Source organism: Rhizobacter sp. P3_C12, assembly GCF_056402735.1.
Genome location: NZ_JBFUGW010000121.1, coordinates 1 through 19303 on the forward strand (window position 1 = coordinate 1; position 19303 = coordinate 19303).

A 19303-nucleotide genomic window follows, 5' to 3' on the forward strand; every position below is an offset into this window, starting at 1 on the left:
ACCTGCGCCAGCGTGCGGCCGTCGAGCGGCGACACGCAGCCGAAGGTCTCGCCGTCGCGCGCCGCGACGCGCTGGCCGTTGATCACCGCGCGGCCGTCGAATTGCAACGCGGCCGCGCGTGCTGCCCAGTCGATCGAGCTCATGCTGTCTCCTTCGTCAGGTCCTTGATCAGAACGACACCACGACCGACGCGCCCAGCAGGTGGTTGCTCTTCTTGTAGCTGCCGTCGCCGGTGTCCAGGAACACCGGCAGTGTCGCGCGGTCGAGCCGGTATTCGGCCTTCAGGGCCGTGTTGCGGGTCAGCAGGTAGTTGAAGCCGACCGCCAGCGCATAGCGGTTCGCGCCGTCGTCGCAGCCCTCGACCAGCGCGCCCGGTGCGCAGCCCAGCGCCGGATCGGGGCCGATGCCGTTGCGGTCGTCGGCCACCGAGTACTGCAGCAGCCCGCCACCGTTCTTCTTGTTGTTGATGTAGTCGGCCCGCACCACGCCCTCGAAGCGCGGCTCGAACTTGTAGGCCGCGAGTGCCGACAGCCCCCACCACTGCGCGTCGCGCAGGCTGCCATCGGCCGCCGGCACGATCGACGCATTGCGCTGCCGGCCGAAGCCGACCTGGCCCTGCACCGTCCAGTCGCCGCGGATGAAGTAGCCGTCGATCTCGAACAGGTCGAGCCGGGAGTCGTCCTGCGGGATCACCTCGAGCGTGGCCGGGTCGATCGCGCTCTCGGAGAAGTTGGCGACCTTGCCGTGCACGCCGGCGAAGCCGAAACCGTTGAACTCGCCCTTCGCGTAGTCGACGCGGTACGCGAACACCGGCGACTTCTGGTTCGCGCCCTGCCTGGTCTTGTTGTAGTTGGCGACCAGCAGCTTGGTGTCCCACTTGCCGCGGATGAACTCCATGCCGGCGCCGGTGTAGGCGGTGGGTTCGGTGAAGTCGAGCAGCAGGCCGCGCGTGACCAGCTTGGTCTGCGTCGGCTGCACGTACTCGTAGCCCGACCAGTCGGGGATCTGGCCGGCGAGGAAGCGCGTCTGCAGGTCGCCGAGCGGGATCGACACCGAGGCCTCGTGCACGATGCTGTTGCCGTCCGGGTCGGCGATCGAGCCGGCACCGCGGTTGGGCATCAGCGTCAGGCGCCACTTGGTGCCGCCGTCCATCTCCTTCTGGAAATCGAGGCTCGCGACGCCGAAGTAGGAGTTGTCGTAGTTGTAGCCGTCGTCCGAGACGCGGTTCAGGAACTGGAAGCCGGCACGGTGCTGGTTCTTGTTGTAGATGTAGCTCGGGTCGAAGTAGCCGCTGATCTTCAGGCCCTTCAGCCCCTGCGCTTCCATCCCGTCTTCGAGCGCCTCGGTCTTGATGGCGATGCGGTTGAACTCCTGCACCTGCTCGGGGGTCATGCCCCATTGCTTCTCCGTGGGCTTCGCTTCAGCCGCCGACTTCTCGGCCAGCTTCTTCTCGAGGTCGGCGATGCGCTGCTTCATCGCCTTCAGCTCGTCCATCAACTCCTTGTTCGACTGGGCCTGGGCGGGGGCCGCACAGGCGGCGGCGACGGCCAGCGCCAGGGTCGAGAGCTTCGCGAACTTCATCGGTTTTCTCCTCGGGGTTGGATTCGGGGTGTTCTGGTGTCAGGCGCCACGCTGCGCCGCGTTCATTTCCTGGATGCGGCGCCGCTCGGCGCGCGCGATCCAGAGGCTGGCCGCCGCGACGCAGATGGCGACGATCACGATGATCACGGTGGCCACCGCGTTGACGCTCGGGTTCAGGCCGAGCCGGGCGCGCGAGAAGATCACCAGCGGCATCGTGGTGGCGCCGGGGCCCGACAGGAAGGCCGACACCACCACGTCGTCGAGCGACAGGCTGAAGGTGAGGAGCCAGGCCGAGGCGAGCGCCTGGCCGATCATCGGCAGCGTGACCAGCGTGAACACCTGCCAGGGCCGGGCGCCGAGGTCCATCGCGGCCTCTTCGAGCGAGGGGTTCAGGTCCTGCAGGCGGGCCTGCACGACGACGGTGGCGTACGACATGCCGAGCAGCAGGTGGCCGAGCCAGATCGTCATCAGCCCGCGCTCGGGAAAGCCGACGGCCTTCTGCACCGACACCAGCATCAGCAGCAGCGACAGCCCGCAGATCACCTCGGGCATCACCAGCGGTGCGTTGACCAGGCCGTTGAAGAGGGTGCGGCCGGTGAAGCGCCGGTACTTGACGAGCGAGAAGGCGGCGAGCGTGCCCAGCAGGACCGAGCCGCAGGCGCTGAGGAAGGCGATCTTCAGCGACAGCCAGAGGCCGGACAGCATTTCGCGGTCGTTGGCGAGCTTGCCGTACCACTCGAAGGTGAAGCCGCCCCACACGGTGGGCAGCGGCGACGCGTTGAACGAGTAGATGACGAGCGTGACGATCGGCAGGTACAGGAACGCGAAGCCGCCGATGAGCCAGGCGCGGCCGAACCAGGCGGCCTTGGGGTGCACGGTGCCGCTCATCGCCTGCGCTCCTGGCTTTCGACCTGGTACTTGTTGAAGAGGGCGAGCGGGAACACGATCAGCAGCACCAGCACGACGGCGACCGTGGAGGCCATGGTCCAGTCGTTGTTGCTGAAGAACTCGTCCCACAGCACGCGGCCGATCATCAAGGTCTGCGGGCCGCCGAGCAGCTCGGGGGTGACGAACTCGCCGACGCAGGGGATGAACACCAGCATCGAGCCGGCGATGATGCCGGCCTTGGACAGCGGCACGGTGATGCGCCAGAAGGCCTGCCACGGTGTCGCGCCGAGGTCGGCGGCGGCCTCGAGCAGGCGCAGGTCCATCTTCGCGAGGTTGGCGTACAGCGGCAGGATCATGAACGGCAGGTAGGTGTAGGTCATGCCGATCACGAGCGAGAAGGGCGTGTTCATCAGCTTGCCGGGCACGTCGATCATCTGCGCCTGCACGAGCAGGGTGTCGAGGTGCAGGCCCACGACGATGCGGTGCACCCAGCCGTTTTCCTCGAGCAGGCCTTTCCAGGCATAGACGCGCAGCAGGAACGAGGTCCAGAACGGCAGCATCACGAGCATCAGCAGGGCGGGCTGGAGCGACTGCTTCGCCCGGGCCATGAAGTAGGCGAACGGGTAGCCGATCGCGAGGCACAGCAGCGTGGTGATGGCCGCGAACTTCAGGCTCGACACATAGGCCTTGAAGTACAGCGCGTCGCCGGTCATGAACACGTAGTTGCCGAACTTCAGCGTGATCTTCAGTGCGCCGTCGGCGACGCTCGTGATGTCGTTCGGCGTCACGGCGCCCATTTCGGACACGCTGTACTTCAGCACGATCAGGAACGGAGCGAGGAAGAACGCCAGCAGCCACAGGTACGGGATGCCGATGACGGCGCTTCTTCCTCTCCACCAGCTTGGCGCTCTCATTGCGTCAGCACCACGTGAGCAGACGGAGACCAATGCGCCCAGACCTCGTCGTCCCAGGTGATCACGTCGTCGCGGTGCCGCTCCGAGTTGTTCTGGCTGACCTTCAGCATCGCCCCGCTGGGAAGCTGGATGTGGAACACCGTGAAGCTGCCGAAGTACGCGAGGTTTTTCACCTTGCCGCGGGCCCGGTTGTGCGGCCCATGCTCACCGTCAGGCGCCTGCCGCGACAGTTGGATCTTCTCGGGCCGCAACGCCACCGTCACCTCCATGCCCTCGGTGCCGGTGATGCCGTGGCCCACGTAGTGCGTGCAGTCGGGGCAGGTGATCACCACGTGGTCGGGCTGGTCCTCGGTGACCGCGCCGTCCATCAGGTTCACGTTGCCGATGAAGTCGGCCACGAAGCGCGTCGCCGGTGTCTCGTAGATGTCGGCCGGCGGCCCCACCTGCAGGAAACCGCCTTCGCTCATCACCGCGATGCGCGAAGCCATCGTCATCGCCTCTTCCTGGTCGTGCGTCACCATCACGCAGGTCACGCCGACCTCCTCGATGATGTTCACCAGCTCGATCTGCGTTTCCTCGCGCAGCTTCTTGTCGAGAGCGCCCAGCKGCTCATCGAGCAGCAGCAGCTGCGGCTTCTTCGCCAGGCTGCGCGCCAGCGCCACCCGCTGCTGCTGGCCGCCCGACAACTGGTGCGGCTTGCGCTTGCCGTACTTGGTCAGCTGCACCAGCTTCAGCATCGCGTCGACCCGCTCGGCGATCTCGGCCTTCGGCAGCCGGTCGCGCCGCAACCCGAACGCGATGTTGTCCCACACCGTCAGGTGCGGGAACAGCGCATACGACTGGAACATCATGTTCAACGGCCGCGCATACGGCGGCAGGCCGGCGAGATCCTTGCCGTCGAGCACGATACGGCCCGAGGTCGGCGTCTCGAAACCCGCCAGCATGCGCAGCAGCGTCGTCTTGCCGCAGCCCGACGAACCGAGCAAGGCAAAGATCTCGCCCTTCGCGATGTCGACGCTGACGTGGTTGACCGCGACGGCACCGCCGCCGAAATCCTTCACCACGTCTTCGATGCGCAGGAAACCGGCTTGCGGTGTGCTGGTCATCGCCGCTCCGATCAGACGCCGGTCTTGAAGGAGGTGTAGATGCGCGTCATCGTGCGCCGGATGTCGTTCGTCACCGCATCGGGCAACGCCATCTTCTGCRTGTCGGCATCGCCCGGGAACACCGTCGGGTTGCTCGCCACCTCGGGCTTGATGAACTTGCGCGATTCCTTGTTCGGGTTCGCGTAGAACACCTTGTTCGTCAGCGAGGCATGCACCTCGGGCCGCATGATGTAGTTGATGAACTTGTGCGCGTTGTCCGGGTGCGGCGCATCGGCCGGGATCACCATCGTGTCGAAGAACAGCACGCCGCCGGTCTTCGGGATCAGCGCCTCGATCTTCTGGCCGGTCTTGCTGTCGATCGCGCGCTGGCGGGCAATGTTGATGTCGCCCGACCAGCCGAGCGCCACGCAGATCGAGCCGTTGGCCATGTCGTTGATGTAGCCCGACGAGCTGAACAGCGTCACCGACGAGCGGACCTTCTTCAGCAGGTCAGGCACGCCCTGGTAATCGCCGGCATTGCGCGAGAACGCCGCCTTGCCGAGGTAGTGCATCGCGGCCGGCACCACGTCGGTCGGCGAGTCGAGGAAGGACACGCCGCACGACTTGAGCTTGCTGATGTACTCCGGCTTGAACACCAGGTCCCAGGCGTTGTCGGGCATCGGCAGGCTGCCCAGCGCCGCCTTCACCTTGTCGACATTGATGCCCACCGTGGTGTAGCCCCACAGCCAGTCGGCCATGTAGTCGTTGCCCGGGTCCAGCTTCGCGAGCGTCGCCTGGATCTGCGGGTCCATGTTCTTCAGGTTCGGCAGCTTGCTCTTGTCGAGCTTGCGCAGCAGCCCGCCGTCGGCCTGCAGCTTGGCCCAGTACGACGACGGCACGACCACGTCGTAGCCGCTCTTGCCGGCCACCAGCTTCGCGTGGACGATCTCGTTGTTGTCGAAGTTGTCGTAGCGCACCTTGATGCCGGTCTCCTTCTCGAAGTTGGCCAGCGTGTCCTCGGCGATGTAGTCGGACCAGTTGTAGATGTTGATGACCTTGTCTTCCTCCTGCGCCAAGGCGGCCGTGCCCCACAGCATTGCAGCCACAGCACATCCCAATGCACCGAACACCTGCTTCATGGTCATGTCCTTCATGTTGAGAAAAACCGGGGTATGGAATCAGAGCCAGCCGCGCTGTTTGACGTCGGCGAGGGTGAGGTCGAGGCACTTGCGGATCAGCGCGACCATCTCGTCGACCTGCGCGATCGTCATCACCAGCGGCGGTGCGACGATCATCCGGTCGCCGACCGCGCGCATGATCAGCCCGTTGCCGAAGCAGTGGCCGCGGCACACCATGCCGACTTCGAGCGCGCTGTCGAACACGCGGTTGGCCGACTTGTCCTTCACCAGCTGCAGCGCACCCRTCATTCCGCAGGTCTGCGCCTCGCCCACCAGCGGGTGCTCGCCGAGCTCGGCGAAGCGCGCCGCGAGATGCGGCCCGAGCTCGGTGCGCACGCGCTCGACCAGCCCCTCGCGCTGGATCAGCCGGATGTTGGCCAGCGCCACCGCGCAGGCCACCGGGTGCCCGGAGTAGGTGTAGCCGTGGTTGAACTCGCCGCCTTGCTCGATCAGCACCTTCGCGATGCGCTCGCCGACCATCACGCCGCCGAGCGGGATGTAGCCCGAGCTCACGCCCTTCGCGAAGGTCATCAGGTCGGGCTTGAAGCCCATCGTCTCGCAGCCGAACCAGCGGCCGGTGCGCCCGAACCCGGTGATGACCTCGTCGGAGACCACCAGGATGCCGTGCTTGTCGCAGATGCGCTGGATCGCCGGCCAGTAGCTCGACGGCGGCACGATCACGCCGCCGGCGCCTTGCACCGGCTCGCCGATGAAGGCCGCCACCTTGTCGGCGCCGACCTCGAGGATCTTCGCCTCCAGCCAATCGGCCGCGCGCACGCCGAAGGTCTCGCGGTTCATCCCCTGACCGTTCTCGAACCAGAACGGCTGCTCGATGTGCACGATGCCGGGAATCGGCAGCCCGCCCTGCGCATGCATGCCGCTCATGCCGCCGAGCGAGGCGCCGGCCATCGTCGAGCCGTGGTACGCGTTGTTGCGGCTGATGATCACCGTGCGTTCGGGCTGGCCGAGCACGTCCCAGTAGCGCCGCACCATGCGCACCACGGTGTCGTTGCCCTCGGAGCCGGAGCCGCTGAAGAACACATGCTGGAACTGCGGCGGCGTCACCTGCGCCAGCAGCTCGGCCAGCTCGATCGCCGGCGGCGTCGCGGTCTGGAAGAACGAGTTGTAGAACGGCAGCTGCTTCAGCTGCGCGGTCGCCGCGTCGATCAGCTCCTGGCGGCCGTAGCCGACGTTGACGCACCACAGGCCGGACATCGCGTCGAGGATCTTGTTGCCCTCGCTGTCCCACAGGTAGATGTTGTCGGCCTTCGTGATCACGCGCGAGCCCTTGGCCGCGAGCGACTTGAAGTCGGTGAAGGGGTGCAGGTAGTGCGCCGCATCGGCGGCCTGCCACTGCGCGGTACTGCGGGTGGTTTCAGTCATCGCAAGGTCTCCGGGTTCGGTCAGACGTGGAGGAGAAGGTGCTCGCGCTCCCACGGCGAGATCACCTTCATGAACTCGTCGTGCTCGATCTCCTTGACCTCGGAGTAGACGGTGATGAACGGCTTGCCCAGCACGTCGTGCAGGTCCTTCTCGTCCGCGAGCCAGCCCAGCGCCTCGCTCAGCGAGCGCGGCAGCTGGTACTCCGACAGGTAGGCGTCGCCCTTGCACTCGGCGGCCGGCTCGATCCTGTTCTTGATGCCGAGGTAGCCGCAGGCGAGCGTGGCGGCGAGCGCCACGTAGGGGTTCGCGTCGGCCCCGATCACGCGGTTCTCGACGCGCCGCGCCGCCGGCGTCGCCACCGGCGAGCGGATGCCCACCGTGCGGTTGTCGGTGCCCCATTGGATGTTGATCGGCGCCGCAGTCGAGCGTGCGAGCCGGCGGTACGAGTTGACGTAGGGCGCGAACAGCGCCATCGCCGCCGGCGTGTACTTCTGCAGCCCGCCGATGTACCAGAAGAACTCCTTCGACGGCGAGCCGTCCTCGTTGCTGAAGATGTTCTTGCCGGTCAGCTTGCTGACGACGCTCTGGTGCACGTGCATCGCGCTGCCCGGCTCGTTGGCCATCGGCTTGGCCATGAACGTCGCGTACATCTCGTGGCGCAGCGCGGCCTCGCGGATCGTGCGCTTGAAGAAGAACACCTCGTCGGCCAGCCCGAGCGGGTGGTCGTGGAAGAAGTTGATCTCCATCTGGCCGGCACCGACCTCGTGGATCAGCGTGTCGACGTTCAACTCCATCTGCTCGCAGTAGGCGTAGATGTCCTCGAACAGCGGGTCGAACTCGTTCACCGCATCGATCGAGTACGCCTGGCGCGAGGTCTCGGCGCGGCCGCTGCGGCCCTTCGGCGGGCGCAGCGGCTGGTTCGGGTCGGTGCTGCGCTCGATCAGGTAGAACTCCAGCTCGGGCGCGACCACCGGGTCCCAGCCCTCGGCGGCGTACAGGTCGCAGATGTTGCGCAGCACCGAGCGTGGCGCGTACGGAATCATCTTGCCGTCGCGGTCGAAGCAGTCGTGGATGACCTGCGCGGTCGGGTCGACCGCCCACGGCACGATGCGCACCGTGCTCGGATCCGGCCGCAGGTGCATGTCGCGGTCGGTCGCGTGGATCACGTCGTAGTACGGGCCTTCCTCGGGGAATTCACCGGTGACGCCGATCGCGACGATGGCCTCGGGCAGCCGCATGCCGCGGTCCTCGGTGAATTTCTCGCGCGGCAGGATCTTGCCGCGGGCCACGCCGGTGAGGTCGGGCACCAGGCACTCGATCTCGGTCACGCGGCGGTCGTTGAGCCACTGTTCGAGGTCGCTGAAGTTGAAGTTGTTCTTGTCCACCATGGGATCACCTGTTTGATTCGTTGGCCGCAGGTCAGGATGACCGCGGTTGGGTCGAGCGTCAGGGCAGGGTGGAACGCACCTAACGGTCGGGGTCGCGGTGCGGCTCCCGGTGGCGGTCGCGGAACGACTGGCAGGCGGCGCCGAAGGCCTTGAACAGGCGCAGCGAGATCGGGTTCTGCGCGGCCTGCCATTCGGGATGCCATTGCACGCAGAGGTTGAAGGACTTGGCCTCGGCCATCGAGAAGGCCTCGACCAGGCCGTCGGGCGCGCGCGCCTCGACGCGCAGGCCCGGCGCGAGCTTGTTGACGCCCTGGCCGTGCACCGAGTTCACCTGGAAGCTCGGCTTCTCGATGATGCTGGCCAGCGTGCCGCCGGGCACCACGGTGACCTCGTGCGCGAAGTCGTAGACGACCTCGGGCGGCGCGTCCTTCAGGTGCGGCGCGCCGCGGTGGTCGCGCTGGCCGGGCACCTCTTGCACGGCCTGGTAGAGCGAGCCGCCGAGCGCGACGTTGGCCTCCTGGAAGCCGCGGCAGATCGCGAACAGCGGGATGCCGCGCGCGAGCGCCCGCGGGATCATCGGCAGCGTCCAGTCGTCGCGGTCGGGGTCGAGCGGCAGCGTGGCGTCGTGCACTTCTTCGCCGAAGTGGCTGGGGTGCACGTTCGACGGCGAGCCGGTCAGCAGCACGCCGTCGGCGACGTCGAGCAACTCGTCGATCTCGGCCGCGGTGGAAGAGGGCACGACCAGCGGCAGGCAGCCTGCCAGGCGCACCGCGTCGATGTATTTCTTGCCGGYGATGTGGAAGGGGTGCTGCCCGACCAGTCGGTTGCATGCGGGAATCAGGACGACCGGCTTGTTCAGTGTTTTCATTGGGCTTGCTGCGCGTCGCTTGTTGAGCGACAGCACACTGGGCTTGCTGTCAACGAAGAGGTGTCAGAGGAGTGAGCAATGAGTGTGCCCGCGCGCATTGCAAAGTCAACCATGGCAACGTCGATCGGCAGCCACCTCACAGCATGTCCCTCAGGCGGTAGTAGGCCATGCCCATCACGAGGGCCGGCGTGCGCAGCAGCGGGCCGCCGGGGAACGGGCGGTGGCGCAGCTTCGCGAAGGTGTCGAAGCGGCTCGCGTGGCCGTCGATCGCCTCGGCGACGAGCCGGCCGGCCAGGCCCGTCAACGCGAGCCCGTGGCCCGAGAAACCCTGCAGGTAGTAGATGTTGTCGTGGTGCGGTTTCGATGCCGCGCCTGCACCCTCGGTGGGCAGCCGCCCGAAATCGGGCGCGCGGTTCATGCTGATGTCGACGAAGCCGCCCCATGAGAACTCGACCGCGGTGTCCTTCAGCTGCGGGAAGCTGCGGGCCATGCGGCGCTGCATGCTGGCCGCGAGGTTGACCGGCGTGCTGGTGCTGTAGCTGACGCGCCCGCCGTACAGCATGCGGTGGTCGGGTGTCGGGCGGAAGTAGTCGAGCACGAAGTTGGTGTCGCACACCGCCGCGCGCGACGGGATCAGCGAGCGGGCGAGCTCCGGATCGACAGGCTTCGAGGCCACGATGTAGGTGCCGACCGGCATGATGCGGCGTTCGAGTTGCGGCGCGAGGCCTTGCAGGTAGACGTTGCCGGCCAGCAGCACGTGCTTCGCGCGCACTTCGCCTTGCGGCGTGGCCAGTCGCACCGTGGGGCCGGGCGCGATCGACGTGACCGGCGACTGCTCGAACAGCTGCACGCCGACGCTCGCCGCGGCACGAGCGAGGCCCAGGCTGTACTTCAGCGGATGCAGGTGGCCCGAGCGCGCATCGTGCGCGCCGCTGTGGAACCGCGGGCTCGCGATCCACTGCGGCAGCTTGGCCGGCGTGATCCAGGTGGTGTCGTGGTCGTAGCGCTCGCGCATCAGCACGTGCCAGTCGTGCAGCTCGCGCGCCTTGCGCGCGTTGACGGCCAGGCTCAGGTAGCCCGCCTGCCAGTCGCAGTCGATCGAGAAGCGCTTGCAGCGCTCGTGGATGAGATCGAGCGCCTCGAGCGTCATCGCCCACACCTGGCGCGAGGCGTCGAGGCCGAGCTGGTCCTCGATCACCGTCTGCTCGCAGGCGAGGCCGGCGATGGCCTGGCCGCCATTGCGGCCCGAGGCGCCCCAGCCGACCTCACGGGCTTCGAGCAGCGCGACGCGGTAGCCGCGATCAGCCAGCTCGATCGCTGCCGAGAGCCCCGCGAGCCCACCGCCGACGACGGCGACATCGCAGTCGAGCGACGACGACAGCATGGGAAAGCCCGCCGTCCGCTGCACGGTCGCGGCGTAGTACGAGTGGCGGGTGAGATCGCTGTCGGCGCTCAGGAAGCTCATACGGTAGGCGCTAGGCAATGCCCTCTGATACTGCGGTGGAGGTTGGGCGAGACCAGTCGGGCGCCGGGCCGCCCCAAGCCCGACTGCGCCCCCTCGGGGGGCAGCGCCGGAGCGAAGCGACTAGCGTGGGGGTGGTCATTTCGCGCGCTTGATCGCGTCGGACAAGGTGCCGATCAGCTGGTCGATGTGCTTGTTCTCGATGATCAGCGGCGGCGACAGCGCGATCGTGTCGCCGGTGGTGCGGATCAGCAGGCCCTTGTCCCAGCAGTCGAGGAAGACCGAGAACGCGCGCTTGCCGGGCTGGCCGTCGATCGGCGCGAGCTCGATGCCGCCGACCAGGCCGAGGTTGCGCACGTCGATCACGTTCGGCAGGTCTTTCAGCGAATGCACTGCACGCTCGAAGGTGGGGGCCATCGTCTCGCCGCGCGTCAGCAGGCCTTCGTCGGCGTAGGTGTCGAGCGTGCCGAGTGCCGCGGCGCAGGCGAGCGGGTGCGCCGAGTAGGTGTAGCCGTRGAAGAACTCGATCGCCTGCTCGGGGCCATTCATGAAGGCATCGTGCACATGCTGCTTCGCGAACACCGCGCCCATCGGCACCGCGCCGTTGGTCAGGCCCTTGGCGACCGTCATCAGGTCGGGCGTGACGCCGAACTTCGTCGCCGCGAACGGCGCGCCGAGGCGGCCGAAACCGGTGATGACCTCGTCGAAGATCAGCAGGATGCCGTGCTTGTCGCAGATGGCGCGCAGGCGTTCGAGGTAGCCCTGCGGCGGCACCAGCACGCCGGTGGAGCCGGCGACCGGCTCGACGATCACCGCGGCGATCGTCGAGGCGTCGTGCAGCGCGACCAGGCGCTCCAGGTCGTCGGCCAACTCGGCACCGTGCAGCGGCTGGCCTTGCGTGAACGCGTTGCGCGGATCGTGCGTGTGGCGGATGTGGTCGACGCCCGGCAGCAGGCTGCCGAACATCTTGCGGTTGGCGACCAGCCCGCCGACCGAGATGCCGCCGAAGTTGACACCGTGGTAGCCGCGCTCGCGGCCGATCAGCCGGGTGCGCTGGCCTTCGCCGCGGGCGCGGTGGTAGCCGATCGCCATTTTCAGCGCGGTCTCGACCGATTCGGAACCGGAGTTGGTGAAGAACACCTTGCTGAGGCCCTTCGGCGCCAGCTGCACGAGCCGCTGCGCGAGCTCGAAGGCCTTCGGGTGGCCCATCTGGAAGGGTGGCGCGAAATCCATCTCGGCGGCCTGCGCCTGGATCGCCTGGACGATCTTCGGGCGTGCGTGGCCGGCGTTCACGCACCAGAGGCCGGCTGCGCCGTCGAGCACCTGGCGGCCCTCGGGCGTCCAGTAGTGCATGCCTTCGGCCCGGGACAGCAGGCGCGGCGCCTGCTTGAACTGCCGGTTGGCGGTGAAGGGCATCCAGTGGGCGTCGAGGGTGTTGTCCATGACAGGGGATCCAGAGGGCATGTGATTTCCGTCACGCAGTCTAGCCGGGCTGCCGCGAAATTTGCTTGCGCAAAGCAACTCGATTTCAGGGTGTGCCGCAATATCATGCGAAGAACCAATCAAGGATTCGCAGGATATGGCAAGCAGCAAGCCGAAGGTGCAACTCGATGCGATTGATCGGCACATCCTGCGGGTGTTGCAGGTCGAGGGCAAGCTGGCCAATGTCGAACTGGCCGAGCGGGTCCACCTGTCGCCGTCGGYCTGCCTGCGGCGGGTCAAGGCGCTGGAAGACGGCGGGGTGATCGCGCAGTACGTGGCGCTGATCGATTCGAAGGCGGTCGGCCAGCCGGGGACGAGCTTCACGATCGTCAACCTCGAGAAGCTGACGCAGGCCGCGATGGCCGAGTTCGAGCAGGCGGTGCGCGACGTGCCGGAGATCCTCGACTGCTTCTACGTCGCCGGCACCAACGACTACCTGCTGCGCTTCACCTATTGCGATGCGGGCGACCTGGAGCGCTTCCACACCGAGGTGCTGGAGCGGCTGCCGGGGGTGGTGCGCTCGAACTCGATGCTGGTGTTGCGGACGGTGAAGAAGACGACGGCGCTGGCGGTTTGATGCCAACCGGGGAGTGGAACTTCCAAACCCCGCCTGTTACCTAGGCTGAGTGCTGCATGGCCGGTTCGAGGCCATCTCGGAGTCGGTGATGCGTCGTTTTCTCAAAGGAGTCGCATTCATGAACCCTTACCCAACCAATCCTTCCCGCAAGGGTCTTCCCGGCAGCCGCGGTGTTAGTAATGCAGGCTCTGCTCCCGTAGACGTCAACGCTTTGGGGCAGTCTTTGAAAGATAATAGAAAATCGGCGGATGCGAATTTGAATGGGACTGTCTTTAATAATTCGACCACTTCGGCGCAGCCTCCCCAGCGCCCTGGTCTTCCTGGCAACAAGAAGTCGACTGATGCTCGGGATCTTTTCAATCGTCCTCCGGGGAGCAGAGGAATCCCTGGTTCGAGAACCTTGTCCCAAAAATCCAGGAAATTTTGCCGGTCGAAACTCAAGAAATTTCACCGCCGAAACCTCAGGGGCCGCAGTCCGGCGAGAGCAAATGGGCTGGGCCGGGAACAGTCTTCGTCACTTCTAATAATTTCAATACAAGGCTTAAAGATGTCACCGAGGGTAGTGAATGCAAGGACATGCATGAAAACTACATGACCGCCATGAAGGATATCATCAAATCGGCGGGCAATAATCCCACCATTGCAATTGGTGTGAAGCTTCAAAAATCTGGTGCTGGCCATGGTTCAAATCCTGACGGCACTGAGTTGAGTCCTTCATACCTTGCTGCGACCAGTGCAGTGAAAAATATCATCAACAGCCACATTCCAGATACATGCGCCAGGTTGATCGTTGTATTCTCCAGTAATTGCCTTCAACTGGATCAACAGCATGCAATTGAGGCTGCCGCCAAGAATGGAAGCAGGGGCAGGGTGGTGGACATATTATATCTCCAGGAATACAAGGATGTTGCGATCCTTGGTAAAATTGGATTCAAAAGCGGCGAAATTTATGTCAAGGCTACATTCCAGAAACTTGGTGAAATCTCATTGAAAGCGGAAGACATGTGTTCGGTGGTTGCCGGGAATCCCACGGAAAACTGGGCTGCCGAGTTTTTCAAAGAAAGCCATCCGACCTACTGAATCGGTCAGGTGCAAAGTCGCCGGTCAGCGGTGCACAGGCTTCGCCAACCGTCCGCACAGGTAGGTCCACACGAAGCTCGCCGCCGCATAGCTGGTGATTTCCGCGTGGTCGTACGGCGGCGACACCTCCACGCAATCCATCCCGACGAAGGGCAGGTCGGCCAGTTCTTCCAGCACCGTCAGCACCTGCGTGGTCGTCATGCCGCCGGGCTCGGGCGTGCCGGTGCCGGGCGCGAAGGCCGGGTCGAGGCAGTCGATGTCCAGGCTCAGGTAGACGGGCGGATTGCCGTGACGCGACAGCCGGTTGCGGATCGCCGACAGCACCGGCTGCATCTGCACCGCGCCGTCGAGGCCGCGCAGTTCGCGGGCGGTGAAGATCTGCCCGCCCTGGTCGCGCACGTACTCGCGGGCCTCGCGCTGGCCGGCCGAGCGGATGCCCAGTTGCGTGAAGCACTCCTTGATCACCAGGCCTTCGTTGATCGCTTCGTAGACCCACGTGCCGTGGCCGCTCGGCTCGCCGAAGTGATCGGCCCAGGTGTCGCAGTGCGCATCGAAATGGATCACCGCCAGCGGCTTGCCCAGCCACTCGACATAGCTGCGCAGCAAGGGCAGCGTGATCGAGTGGTCGCCGCCCAGCCAGGCCATGTGGTGCGCGCGGATCAGCGGCGCCACCTGCGGGCCCATCGCCGCGCGCATGCGCTCGAGGCTGGTGTTCGGCAGCAGCAGGTCGCCGGCATCGCCGAGGCGGCCTTCGGGCGTGGTGTCGAAGAACGGGTGGATGCCGTCGCACAGCATGTGGCTCGCCTCGCGGATCGCGCGCGGGCCGAAGCGCGCGCCGGGGCGGTTCGTCACCGCGCCGTCCCAGGCGATGCCGGCCACCGCGAAGGGCGTGTCGGCCGACGCCACGGGCGCCTTCAGGAAGGCGTTGTTCGACAGGAAGGCGAAGCTGCTCATCCTGCGATTTTGCGGTCTTCGCTGGGGTCTTCCCTGCGGTTTTATTTCCGCGGCTTGCTGCCCCGGCGCAGGGCCTCGATCTGCGCCAGCCGGCTGCGGCAGTCGCCCGCCACCGTCGGGCACAGGTCCTGGTCGCTCAGCTTGAAGCGCTTGCGCAGCGGGTCCACGCGGGCCAGGTAGGCCTGCGCGCAGACGTCCGAATGCAAGGTGGCGATGCGCGCGGCCGACACGCAACCCACCAGCCCCAGGTAGGCGGTGCCGAGCTGCTCCACCGGTTTGCCCGCGGTGCTCAGCAGGCGCGCATCGACGCACGCCGAGAACTCGTCGGTGTCGTGGTGCATCTCGTGCAGGCAGGCCTGGGAGGTCTGCTGCACGGCCTCGTTCAGGGCGCGCCGTTGCGCCGCGTCGAGCGCCCAGGCCGGCAGCGCCTGCAGGCCGCACAGCAGGCCGGCGACGGTCCCGGCCGTTGCCCGGGCAAGGGTCGAACGACGCCGCATCAGTTGAGGCGCGTGATGCGCGGCGTCGTGGGGGCGACCGGCGACTTCTCGCGGAAGTAGGCAATCATCGCGTCGAGGTCGATCACCTTGGAATCCACCACGTTGGTTCCCTGCTTCGCGAGGACGTTGAAGTTGTCCCCGCCACTGCCCAGGCCGAGGAAGTTGTTGGTGCTGACCGTGTAGGTCCTGGTGAGGTCCAGCGCCACGCCGTTGACCTTGACCGACGACACCACCACCCGGTGACCGGTGCCCGCGGCCGCGCAGTCGGTCGGGTTGGCGCCGGTGGTCCAGGCGTTCACGCTGTTGTCGTAGCTGTAGGTCAGGCCGCCGGAGACCTGCAGCAGGCGCCCGTACTGCAGCGTCGCGGGGTTGAACTTGGCAGTGCAGTTCGGCGCCTCCCACTGCTGCTCGAGCAGGCGGATCACCTGCGCGCCGGTGACGGTGACCTTGACCACCGTGTTGGCGAACGGTGCGACCGTGTTCACCTGGGCGTAGGTCACCGGGCAGGGCGTGCTCGCGCCGGCAGCGCAGGTCAGGTCGGCGCGCACGCCGCCCGGGTTGACCACCGCGAAGTCGGCGCCGTTGGGCGTGCCGTACAGGTAGGCATCGGCCATCACCGAACCCATCACCCCCTCGGCGGACTCGTCGCGGTTGGTGGTGCCGGTGAACAGCGCCCGCATCAGGTTGCCGCCGATCGTGCCGACCTGCTTCTGCGCCAGCGTGTTGGAGACGGCGACGTATTTGTCCACCAGCGCCGCGATGTCCGCATCCTTGGCGAAGGTGGCGAAGGCCGCGGGCACCGTCACGCCGGCATTGTTGTCGGCCTGGATGATGGGCACCGTGGCGGCATCGATCGAGGTCACGCCGGTCTTGAGCTTGATGCCCAGGTTGATGTCGGTGACCGCGCCGCCGTAGAAGCCGGTCTGCGTGACCACGTAGCGCTTGCCACTGGCCTTGCCGGTGTAGTTGCAGACGTATTCCTGGTGGCTGTGGCCGCTGACGACCACGTCGATGTCGCTGCTGAGCTTGTCGAGGATGCCGCCCAGGTCGCCGAAGCTGACCGGGCAGCTGGTGTCGTTGACCGTCGTCGCGGTCGACACGCCGCCCTGGTGGATCAGCACCACCACGGCCTGCACGCCGGCGGCCTTCAGCGATTTCGCCTGGCTGTTGATGGTGGCCGACTCTTCCAGGAAGCTCAGGCCGCTGATGCCGGTGCCGGCGACCAGTTCGGTGGTGCCCTTGAGCGTCAGGCCGATGAAGCCCACTGCCACCGGGCCGAAGCGCTTGATGGCCGTGGCCGGCAGCAGCGGCACGCTGCTCGCTTGGTCGACCACGTTGGCGGCCAGGTACTTGTACTTCGCGCCGCTGAAGCTGCCGCCGCTGGCGGACCAGGTGCCGGTGGCGGCGTCCATGAAGCAGGTGTCGGCCCCCACGGTGCCCTGGGCGCCGGAGACCGGGAAGCAACCGCCATTCTGCTTGCGCAGCAACTCGGCCCGGCCGTAGTCGAACTCGTGGTTGCCGACCGAGGTGATCTCGAGCCCGATGCGGTTGAGCACGTCCACCGAGGCTTCGTCGTGCGTCGCCGACGAGACGAAGGGCGAGGCGCCCGTCATGTCGCCTGCGCCCACCACCACGCTGTTGGGGCCCTTGGCGCGCAGCGCCTTGATGGCGGTGGCCACGTAGGCCGCACCGCCCACGTTGACCTTGGTGCCCGCGGCATTGGCCGGGTCGGGCAGGGTCACCGTGCCGCCATTGGTGGCGGCCGGCGCGGTGATGGCGCCATGGAAGTCGTTCATCGCCACCAGCTTGATGCTGAAGGTCTTGGCGGCGAGTGCGTCGAGGAGCTGGTCGTGCTCGTTGCCGGGCGTGCCACCCGAGGCGGCGACCAGCGCGCCGGCCAGGAAGTCGCTCACCGAGGCGGGAATGGCGACCCCGTTGGCCGCCAGCTCGCCCTTGACCGCGGCCTGGGCGGCAGCGACATCGGCGGCACCGAGCTTCGCGCCCGCGGCCGTATCGAAGCCCGCGAACCAGGCCACGGTGTCGGCCGAGAACTTGCCCACCACGRCTTCCGTCAGCGGCGTGATGTTGGCGGTGGCGGTGCTGCCGCTGCCCGTGGCCAGCGAGTGCAGCTTGCCGAGCGCGCCGGCATCGGCCTCCAGCACGCAGGGCAGCTTGCCGTTGAAGGCGGCGGAATAGCCGCCATCGGCGCGGGTGGTGGCACTGCCTTGGCTGCCGTCGGCGCAGCGCACGGCGATCTGGGCATTCGCCAGCGCGCTGCCGGTGGCCGCGGTGCCGGAGAGGGTCAGCGAGGCGGCCGGCTCGCCGGAAGGCGACCCATCATCGCCACCACAGGCACTCAGGCCTGCACACACCGAGGCCAGCAGACACAGCCGCAGGCGGCTTGAAAAACGACGGTAYGACACGGGCAGGCCCTCCTTGAAAGTTCGCGATCATGGCTGCGCAGCATGGCGCGCAGGTGACAGAAGAAGCGCACCTCGCAAGATGCGCGCCTCGCGTTTCAGCTTTCCGCATCAAGAAAACATCATTTCGCATTGTGGTAATTCAATGCCACCGTGGCACGCTCATTCTTCCAGATGGAAGAAGTTGATTTCGCATCCAGAAATCATCAGATCAAGTCATTGATTTCATTGAATATTATTTTTAGTCTTATATAAGACACAAGTCTTCCGAAAGAGACGGCCGGCTCCTATTCTTGAAGCCATCAAGTCCTCGTTTTTCCACACCGTCACTTCCGGAGACCGACATGAGCCAACCGACCCGTGAGCAACAGATCGCAGCCCTCGAAAAAGACTGGGCCGAGAACCCGCGCTGGAAGGGCATCAAGCGTGGCTACAGCGCCGCCGATGTCGTGCGGCTGCGCGGCTCGCTGCAGATCGAGCACACGCTCGCCAAGCGCGGTGCCGAGAAGCTGTGGAACCTGGTCAACACCGAGCCCTTCGTCAACTCGCTCGGCGCGCTGACCGGCAACCAGGCGATGCAGCAGGTGAAGGCCGGGCTGAAGGCGGTCTACCTGAGCGGCTGGCAGGTGGCGGGCGACGCCAACCTGGCCGGCGAGATGTACCCCGACCAGTCGCTGTACCCGGCGAACTCGGTGCCGATGGTGGTGCGCCGCATCAACAACACCTTCCAGCGTGCCGACCAGATCCAGTGGTCCGAGGGCAAGGGCCCGGGCGACGCCGACTACCGCGACTACTTCGCGCCGATCGTGGCCGATGCCGAAGCCGGCTTCGGCGGCGTGCTGAATGCCTTCGAGCTGATGAAGTCGATGATCGAGGCGGGCGCCGCCGGCGTGCACTTCGAGGACCAGCTCGCCTCCGTCAAGAAGTGCGGCCACATGGGCGGCAAGGTGCTGGTGCCGACGCGCGAAGCGGTGGCCAAGCTGGTGGCGGCGCGCCTCGCGGCCGACGTGATGGGCACGCCCACCGTGCTGCTGGCCCGCACCGATGCCGAGGCGGCCGACCTGGTGACCAGCGACGTCGACGACAACGACAAGCCGTTCACCACCGGCGAGCGCACCATCGAAGGCTTCTACCGCACCTGCAACGGGCTCGAGCAATCCATCAGCCGCGGCCTGGCCTATGCCGAGTACGCCGACATGATCTGGTGCGAGACCGGCAAGCCCGACCTGGCGTTCGCGAAGGCGTTCGCCGATGCGATCCACAAGAAGTTCCCGGGCAAGCTGCTGGCCTACAACTGTTCGCCGAGCTTCAACTGGAAGAAGAACCTGGACGACGCGACGATCGCGAAGTTCCAGCGCGAGCTCGGCGCGATGGGCTACAAGTTCCAGTTCATCACGCTGGCCGGTTTCCACAGCCTGAACTACTCGATGTTCAACCTGGCCTACGGCTATGCGCGCAACAACATGAGCGCCTTCGTCGAGCTGCAGGAGGCCGAGTTCGCCGCGGCCGAGAAGGGCTTCACCGCGGTGAAGCACCAGCGCGAGGT

At 66.3% G+C, this 19303-nt stretch carries 16 protein-coding genes; 3 read left to right on the forward strand and 13 right to left on the reverse strand.

Annotated features, from left to right (window positions below):
* Positions 1 to 168: 168 nt before the first annotated feature.
* From AC1DXV_RS18750 to aptA, 10 genes are all read right to left on the reverse strand, one after another.
* On the reverse strand, positions 169 to 1581 hold the full coding sequence (locus AC1DXV_RS18750; protein WP_477868255.1) for a DUF3138 family protein: 1413 nt from the start codon (positions 1579 to 1581) through the stop codon (positions 169 to 171).
* Positions 1582 to 1620: 39 nt separating this feature from the next.
* A complete protein-coding gene (locus AC1DXV_RS18755) occupies positions 1621 to 2469 on the reverse strand; it encodes an ABC transporter permease (protein WP_477868257.1) in 849 nt (282 codons plus the stop codon).
* Entirely contained in the window at positions 2466 to 3383 is a 918-nt protein-coding gene (locus tag AC1DXV_RS18760; RefSeq protein ID WP_477868259.1) for an ABC transporter permease, read from the reverse strand. Before AC1DXV_RS18760 ends, AC1DXV_RS18755 begins: the two co-directional genes overlap by 4 nt.
* Positions 3380 to 4489: an ABC transporter ATP-binding protein gene (locus AC1DXV_RS18765; protein ID WP_477934928.1), complete on the reverse strand. Its 1110-nt coding sequence runs from the start codon at positions 4487 to 4489 to the stop codon at positions 3380 to 3382. Before AC1DXV_RS18765 ends, AC1DXV_RS18760 begins: the two co-directional genes overlap by 4 nt.
* A gap of 11 nt (positions 4490 to 4500) precedes the next feature.
* Entirely contained in the window at positions 4501 to 5613 is a 1113-nt protein-coding gene (locus AC1DXV_RS18770; protein ID WP_477934943.1) for a polyamine ABC transporter substrate-binding protein, read from the reverse strand.
* Between the two features lie 33 nt (positions 5614 to 5646).
* Positions 5647 to 7029, reverse strand: a complete 1383-nt coding sequence (locus AC1DXV_RS18775) for an aspartate aminotransferase family protein (protein WP_477934930.1) — start codon at positions 7027 to 7029, stop codon at positions 5647 to 5649.
* Between the two features lie 20 nt (positions 7030 to 7049).
* The gene (locus AC1DXV_RS18780) at positions 7050 to 8417 is read right to left on the reverse strand and encodes a glutamine synthetase family protein (RefSeq protein WP_047593370.1); all 1368 of its coding nucleotides are present in this window, start codon (positions 8415 to 8417) and stop codon (positions 7050 to 7052) included.
* 79 nt (positions 8418 to 8496) lie between these two features.
* Complete coding sequence (locus AC1DXV_RS18785; RefSeq protein WP_477934933.1) at positions 8497 to 9285, reverse strand: gamma-glutamyl-gamma-aminobutyrate hydrolase family protein; 789 nt, start codon at positions 9283 to 9285, stop codon at positions 8497 to 8499.
* Positions 9286 to 9421: 136 nt separating this feature from the next.
* Complete coding sequence (locus tag AC1DXV_RS18790) at positions 9422 to 10750, reverse strand: NAD(P)/FAD-dependent oxidoreductase (RefSeq protein ID WP_477871851.1); 1329 nt, start codon at positions 10748 to 10750, stop codon at positions 9422 to 9424.
* Between the two features lie 135 nt (positions 10751 to 10885).
* Positions 10886 to 12190, reverse strand: a complete 1305-nt coding sequence (gene aptA, locus AC1DXV_RS18795; protein WP_477934935.1) for an omega-aminotransferase AptA — start codon at positions 12188 to 12190, stop codon at positions 10886 to 10888.
* A gap of 136 nt (positions 12191 to 12326) precedes the next feature.
* On the opposite strand from aptA, the gene AC1DXV_RS18800 reads away from it, so the two are divergent.
* Both AC1DXV_RS18800 and AC1DXV_RS18805 read left to right on the forward strand, forming a co-directional pair.
* A complete protein-coding gene (locus tag AC1DXV_RS18800; protein WP_477934937.1) occupies positions 12327 to 12806 on the forward strand; it encodes an Lrp/AsnC family transcriptional regulator in 480 nt (159 codons plus the stop codon).
* A gap of 423 nt (positions 12807 to 13229) precedes the next feature.
* A complete protein-coding gene (locus tag AC1DXV_RS18805) occupies positions 13230 to 13886 on the forward strand; it encodes a hypothetical protein (RefSeq protein ID WP_477865857.1) in 657 nt (218 codons plus the stop codon).
* A gap of 24 nt (positions 13887 to 13910) precedes the next feature.
* Here the strand turns inward: AC1DXV_RS18805 and speB are convergent, their stop codons facing one another.
* The 3 genes from speB to AC1DXV_RS18820 are packed head-to-tail and all read right to left on the reverse strand — an operon-like array spanning position 13911 to position 17760.
* Entirely contained in the window at positions 13911 to 14840 is a 930-nt protein-coding gene (gene speB, locus AC1DXV_RS18810; protein ID WP_477865858.1) for an agmatinase, read from the reverse strand.
* A gap of 41 nt (positions 14841 to 14881) precedes the next feature.
* A complete protein-coding gene (locus AC1DXV_RS18815; protein WP_477865859.1) occupies positions 14882 to 15337 on the reverse strand; it encodes a hypothetical protein in 456 nt (151 codons plus the stop codon).
* Positions 15337 to 17760, reverse strand: coding sequence for a bifunctional metallophosphatase/5'-nucleotidase (locus AC1DXV_RS18820; protein ID WP_477934939.1), 2424 nt, complete (start codon positions 17758 to 17760; stop codon positions 15337 to 15339). Before AC1DXV_RS18820 ends, AC1DXV_RS18815 begins: the two co-directional genes overlap by 1 nt.
* A 341-nt stretch (positions 17761 to 18101) precedes the next feature.
* On the opposite strand from AC1DXV_RS18820, the gene aceA reads away from it, so the two are divergent.
* Positions 18102 to 19303: isocitrate lyase (aceA, locus tag AC1DXV_RS18825; protein ID WP_477934941.1), on the forward strand; the 1202-nt coding region annotated here is incomplete at its 3' end.

What these genes read in the sequence shown, in the direction of transcription:
- AC1DXV_RS18750 (WP_477868255.1), bottom strand. Translation starts at nt 1,581, where the DNA reads ATGAAGTTCGCGAAGCTCTCGACCCTGGCGCTGGCCGTCGCCGCCGCC.
- AC1DXV_RS18755 (WP_477868257.1), bottom strand. Translation starts at nt 2,469, where the DNA reads ATGAGCGGCACCGTGCACCCCAAGGCCGCCTGGTTCGGCCGCGCCTGG.
- AC1DXV_RS18760 (WP_477868259.1), bottom strand. Translation starts at nt 3,383, where the DNA reads ATGAGAGCGCCAAGCTGGTGGAGAGGAAGAAGCGCCGTCATCGGCATC.
- AC1DXV_RS18780 (WP_047593370.1), bottom strand. Translation starts at nt 8,417, where the DNA reads ATGGTGGACAAGAACAACTTCAACTTCAGCGACCTCGAACAGTGGCTC.
- AC1DXV_RS18790 (WP_477871851.1), bottom strand. Translation starts at nt 10,750, where the DNA reads ATGAGCTTCCTGAGCGCCGACAGCGATCTCACCCGCCACTCGTACTAC.
- speB (WP_477865858.1), bottom strand. Translation starts at nt 14,840, where the DNA reads ATGAGCAGCTTCGCCTTCCTGTCGAACAACGCCTTCCTGAAGGCGCCC.
- AC1DXV_RS18815 (WP_477865859.1), bottom strand. Translation starts at nt 15,337, where the DNA reads ATGCGGCGTCGTTCGACCCTTGCCCGGGCAACGGCCGGGACCGTCGCC.